Consider the following 5398-nt stretch of genomic DNA (forward strand, 5'->3'; position numbering starts at 1 on the left):
TAACCACCAAAATAAAAAATACACAAAATCAATACCAGCGCAAAGACATAGCGCCCCACCCATGCATTGTGGCGAAAGGCTCGAAAGCACGCCATGCGCTCACGGTTCTTGATTAATTGATATTGATAAGCAAACATCACAAACAATGGCACGACCAACAGCCATCCCACCCAAGCATCAAAATAATGCTGCAATACCAAGCCCATCAACAGCGCAAATGTCAAATGCAGCAACATGGTGATTGCCACATCATAGCGACCGAATAAAATCGCCGTTGATTTGACACCGATTTTTAAGTCATCATCTCTGTCGCACATGGCATACTGCGTGTCATAAGCCACCGTCCAGCACATGTAGGCGGCGAATACCAGCCAGCCCCATCCATCCACATATCCCAGAGTCGCAGCATAAGCCATCGGCACCGCCCAGCCAAACGCCGCCGCTAACACAACTTGCGGTAGATGCGTATAGCGCTTCATGAATGGGTAAATAAAAGCAAGTGCTACCGCCCCAAGCGACCAATAAAATACCTGCAGCGGCAAAAATACAAGCAAGCACGCTGACAATAAAGCCAAACCCACAAAGGTCACCACGGCAGTCTTGGCAGATAATCTCCCATCCGCCAAAGGTCGATCTTTGGTACGCTTGACCTGACCATCTACCTTACGATCAGCAAAATCATTAATCGCGCAACCTGCCGCACGCATGAATATCGCCCCAAGCATAAAGATTAGCAAATGCGTAATGCTTGGCAATCTTTGTAGGCCTGCATTCGCTAAGAACAGCGCCCACAGCGTCGGGTAAAGCAGCAGCTCCGTACCCACAGGCTTATCAAAGCGGGTCAACTGAAGCCAAGCGATGAGTTTGTCTTTAAAAGTCATGCTTTTGGTTCTTGGTTTTGGTTAGGCTGATTATGCGCGATTTGGCTCACCTCGACCGCTTGTAGCAGGTTTAGCTCGCTAAATTCACGGCGTAGCTGCTTGACAGCCACAGCTTGGTCGCGCGTCTGAGCCACGACCTCAAGATAGCGCGTTATATATTTGCTCTTATCCATCGCTTGCCACAACTGTTTAATTTTACGTCTTAGCGAAAAATTCTGCCACGTCATGATCAGTACAATGATTAGCACCAGATATTCATATTGCATAGATTTTCTCACTCATTTGTTTAATTCGTATCTATCAAACCGTATTGCATCATTTGCCACGCTTTGCAATGGCGTTTTATTTGCCAAATGGGGGGCGGATAAGGGGCGTTTGACAATGATTTTGCCATTGTCTTTTAATTGAGCATTAGCAATATCCAAAAACAGTGTTTCATCATCATCGCTTGGCGGATTTGCCAAATCATGTAATACTTGCATGGTTTTACCCACCTTTGCCGAATAACTGTCAGACGGAAACATGGGGTCAAGATAAATCATATCCGCCTTTGGTAAGGTCGCCATAAAATCAGCATTCAAAAAATTACCATGATAAATCGTAATTCGGCTTAACAATTTTTGCCAATTTAGATTGGCATTCATCATTTGATGCTCAAATAATAGTAGCATTGCCACAAGGGGATTTTGCTCTATCATTAACACACTCGCCCCCGTGCTTGCCAATATCAATCCGTCCTGCCCAAAACCTGCCGTACCGTCTATCACGCTCATGTCGGACGTTAATTTGCTTGCTTGTAATATCAGCTCGGACTTTCGCCCTGCGGTTACGATACGTTTGGTTAGGGCTTGCCAATTTAATGATGATTTTATAATGGCATGATTGTCAATTTTAATTAAGGTTGGGGTATTTTTTATAATAGCAATTAAAGGCGTATTGATATTATCATTGGCAAACGATGAGATAAATTTATCACTTAGTTTTGATAAAGCATGAAAAGATAACTTTAAAGACAAATTGTGAGTTTTATTGATACTATCTAATGTATCAAATAATGCTTTGTCTTGTTCGGTGCCGATGATGTTAATAGTCAAAACTTTGCCTTTTATTTTTATGTGTGTTATTTGGTTTTCCGTTCGCCCTGAGCCTGTCGAAGAGTAGGAAACCGTCATGGTTCGACTTAGCTCACCACGAACGGTTTTTTGCAAATATCGCCTAAAATTTACCCTTGAATTTGATAACCAAACACAAAATACGCCAACAACACGATCACGCCTGTGATAATCCGCAAATAGGCAAAAATCATAAAATCCCGTTTTGACACCCATGCCACCAAAAGGCGAATGCATAGCAGGGCAACGACAAAAGACACTGCCGTTCCCACGCCCAAAATCGCCCAATCTTGTCCTGTTTGTAGCACGTCTTTTTTCTCAATCAGCTCCAAAAGTCCTGCCCCGACAATGACAGGAATGCCCAAAAAGAATGAAAATTCGGTAGCAGATTTGCGAGACGCCCCAAACCACAACGCCCCAATAATGGTCGCCCCAGAACGGCTCGTACCAGGGATTAGGGCAAGACATTGAGCCAGTCCGATTTTTAACGCCATTTTAAAGTCAATATGCTCAGCTTCGTGTGCCTTAATGGGGCGTGGGTGTTTTTCTACATAGATGATGAGAAGTGCCCCAATGATGAGCATGGTCGCCACGACAAGCGGATGAAAGAGCGTGCCTGTGATAAAGTCTTTGAGCGTAAAGCCGACAATCATCACAGGAATGGTGGCGATGATGAGCGAGATACCCAGCCCACGAGGGTTGGTCATGCCGTCCGCCTTGCCTGTGAGTAGCCCCATAAATGCCGTCCACAGTCTGCCCCAATAGTCATAAATGACCGCCAATATCGCCCCAAGCTGAACAAATACAATGAACAAATCCCTTTTGTCTTTATCCCAAAAGTTCATGATGTCTGCCGACAAAATCATATAGCCTGTGCTAGAAATCGGCAAAAACTCGGTAATGCCTTCGACAATGCCCATGATAAAGGCTTTGATAAATAATAAAATGTCCAAAATATTACTCTTTTATTTGAATTTACCAATGTTTATTGGCGGTTTGGGTTGGGATTAAATAATTTTGGTATTAAATGATTGGGCGAATAAATTACCCCATATTTCATTTTGAAATGAGTTAATTATTTCTTGCCTTGTTCCGCCAATGTTTTCCAAGCGTTATTTCTAAGATAAACAGGCAAGGCATTTTCTGCCGTTACCGTCTCGCCCTTTAAAAATAGGGGATAGGCAAGGCGTGCGATATGCTCGGCACTGGGATTTAGACGTAATTTTTTGGCATCTGTCTCCACCAAGTCCACCCCACCCCCTACGATGATGTCGGTCTCTACAAACTTATTATAATCTAGCAGATATTCGCTTTGAGCAACGGGCAAGGCGTTTTGTACCACAAAATCCCCTGCATAGACTTGGTTTTGGCGAGCGTCTATCACGGCGGTGATGGTTGTGCCATCCGCCATGCTTATCTGCTCACACGCCATAAATACCAAGGCGTGTAGGCTGGATATGCCGATACACGGTGCGTCATTGGCTACAGATAGAGCTTGGACTAGGGCGGTATTGATGCGAATGCCACTAAACGCCCCCGGTCCACGGTTGAACGCCCATGCCTTAACATCCTTAATATACACACCTGCGGTGTGCAGTGCCTTATCCAGCATGGGCAAAATAATCTCCGTTTGCCCACGTCCACCCGCCACGGTCTCAGTATAGATAATGGTGTCGTTTTGTAAAATGGCGATGGAGCATTGCTCAAAAATGGTGTCAAAAGCGATTAGCATGGTCAGGCGATCTTGGTTTATACAATAAAAACAAAACACCCAAGCCCAGTGTTGGGTGTTTTATGGTGAGATGGATGATTAAAAGCGTTTTTTAAAATTAGGAAGCTGCCCTTCCATCGCTTTCATCTGCTTTTGCATATCTTCCATGCTTGGCATGTTGTTAGGATCTAGCCCTAAGTCTGCCATGGATTTTTTCATGTCTTCAGCACTCGTACCCGCTGGATTTTGACCAGCGTTACCGCCGCCGAATAACGGTCCACCGCCGCCGCTCATGCCTTTGGTAAGCCCTTGAACAGCTTTCATCATCTTACCGATACCATCAGGACGGCTGATCATCTTCATCATTTTCGCCATTTGTTTGTGTTGTTTTAGCAGGCGATTGACATCTTGAATTTGCTTACCAGAACCTGCGGCGATACGGCGTTTGCGGCTCGGGGTGATTTTATCAGGGTTTTGGCGCTCAAATGGGGTCATTGAGTGGATAAGCGCTTCCATCTCTTTGACCTTCTCTTCAGGCTTGGCTTCTTCCATGGCTTTTTGGAGGTCAGCGCCGCCCATGCCAGGCATCTTATCAAGGAATCCTGCCATACCGCCAAGGTTTTTCATTTGTTGGAATTGATTTAACAAATCCTCCAAATCAAACTCACCGCCCTTTTGGAGTTTTTTCGCCATGCGTTCAGCTTGCTCACGGTCGATTTTATTCTCAACTTCTTCGACCAACGACAGCACATCACCCATACCAAGGATTCGCTGTGCGATACGCTCAGGGTGGAACAGCTCCAAGGCTTCTAGCTTCTCGCCACGACCTAGGAATTTGATTGGCTTGCCAGTGATGGCACGCACAGACAAGGCAGCGCCGCCTCGAGCATCACCATCTGTCTTAGTCAGGATGACACCTGTCAGCGGCAAGGCATCATTAAATGCCTTGGCGGTATTGGCAGCGTCTTGACCTGTCATGGAGTCCACCACGAACAGCGTCTCAGTTGGGTTCACCGCCGCAGTGAGCTCCTTAATCTCATTCATCATCTCCTCGTCGATCGCAAGACGACCTGCGGTGTCAATGATAAGAATGTCTTGATACTGCAATTTGGCTTGCTCAATGGCACGGCGAGCAATGTCAATTGGATTCTCGTCCGTACTAGATGGCACGAAGCTTGCATTAACCTGTCCTGCCACCTGCTCAAGCTGACGGATCGCTGCTGGGCGATAGACGTCGGCTGATACGAGCATGACTTTTTTCTTTTGTTTTTCTTGTAGGAACTTGGCAAGCTTACCTGCAGTCGTAGTCTTACCTGCGCCCTGCAGGCCTGCCAACAGATACACCACTGGCGGCTTACCAGTCATCTCCAAAGACTGATTCGCCGAACCCATCATCTCGGTCAGCTCATCATAGACAATCTTAACGAATGCCTGACCTGGCGCAAGCTCTTTTAGAACCTCTTGTCCTAGCGCCTGCTCTTTAACCTTCGCGACAAATTCACGCGCCACAGGCAAGGCAACATCCGCCTCAAGCAGTGCCATGCGCACTTCACGCAATGTATCCTTAATGTTATCTTCGGTCAGCTGACCTGTGCCTGCAATATTACGAAGGCTGCCAGAGAGTCGTTCGGTTAAGGTATCAAACATAATTTTTCCACAGTTAAATTTAAAATCAAACAGCAAGACTGCTACAA

6 protein-coding genes are annotated in these 5398 nt (G+C 45.9%); all 6 read right to left on the reverse strand.

Annotated elements, in window-relative coordinates:
• On the reverse strand, nt 1–881 hold an 881-nt coding region (gene ubiA, locus GY683_RS03545; protein WP_297287438.1), incomplete at its 3' end, for a 4-hydroxybenzoate octaprenyltransferase.
• Nucleotides 878–1147, reverse strand: a complete 270-nt coding sequence (locus tag GY683_RS03550; RefSeq protein WP_297287439.1) for a hypothetical protein — start codon at nt 1145–1147, stop codon at nt 878–880. The genes ubiA and GY683_RS03550, both read right to left, overlap by 4 nt.
• A 12-nt stretch (nt 1148–1159) precedes the next feature.
• Nucleotides 1160–1975 (reverse strand): class I SAM-dependent methyltransferase, encoded by an 816-nt coding sequence (locus GY683_RS03555; RefSeq protein WP_297287440.1) that lies wholly within the window; start codon nt 1973–1975, stop codon nt 1160–1162.
• Nucleotides 1976–2103: 128 nt separating this feature from the next.
• The gene (locus GY683_RS03560; protein WP_297287441.1) at nt 2104–2946 is read right to left on the reverse strand and encodes an undecaprenyl-diphosphate phosphatase; all 843 of its coding nucleotides are present in this window, start codon (nt 2944–2946) and stop codon (nt 2104–2106) included.
• 122 nt (nt 2947–3068) lie between these two features.
• On the reverse strand, nt 3069–3725 hold the full coding sequence (gene tsaB, locus GY683_RS03565; RefSeq protein WP_297287442.1) for a tRNA (adenosine(37)-N6)-threonylcarbamoyltransferase complex dimerization subunit type 1 TsaB: 657 nt from the start codon (nt 3723–3725) through the stop codon (nt 3069–3071).
• A 78-nt stretch (nt 3726–3803) separates the two neighbouring features.
• Entirely contained in the window at nt 3804–5351 is a 1548-nt protein-coding gene (ffh, locus tag GY683_RS03570; RefSeq protein ID WP_297287443.1) for a signal recognition particle protein, read from the reverse strand.
• Nucleotides 5352–5398: the final 47 nt, after the last annotated feature.

It is taken from the genome of Moraxella sp., assembly GCF_024227015.1.
Classification (GTDB): domain Bacteria; phylum Pseudomonadota; class Gammaproteobacteria; order Pseudomonadales; family Moraxellaceae; genus Moraxella.

Excerpts from the sequence above, each read along its gene's own strand:
- GY683_RS03550 (WP_297287439.1), bottom strand. The coding sequence starts at position 1,147 with ATGCAATATGAATATCTGGTGCTAATCATTGTACTGATCATGACGTGG.
- tsaB (WP_297287442.1), bottom strand. The coding sequence starts at position 3,725 with ATGCTAATCGCTTTTGACACCATTTTTGAGCAATGCTCCATCGCCATT.
- ffh (WP_297287443.1), bottom strand. The coding sequence starts at position 5,351 with ATGTTTGATACCTTAACCGAACGACTCTCTGGCAGCCTTCGTAATATT.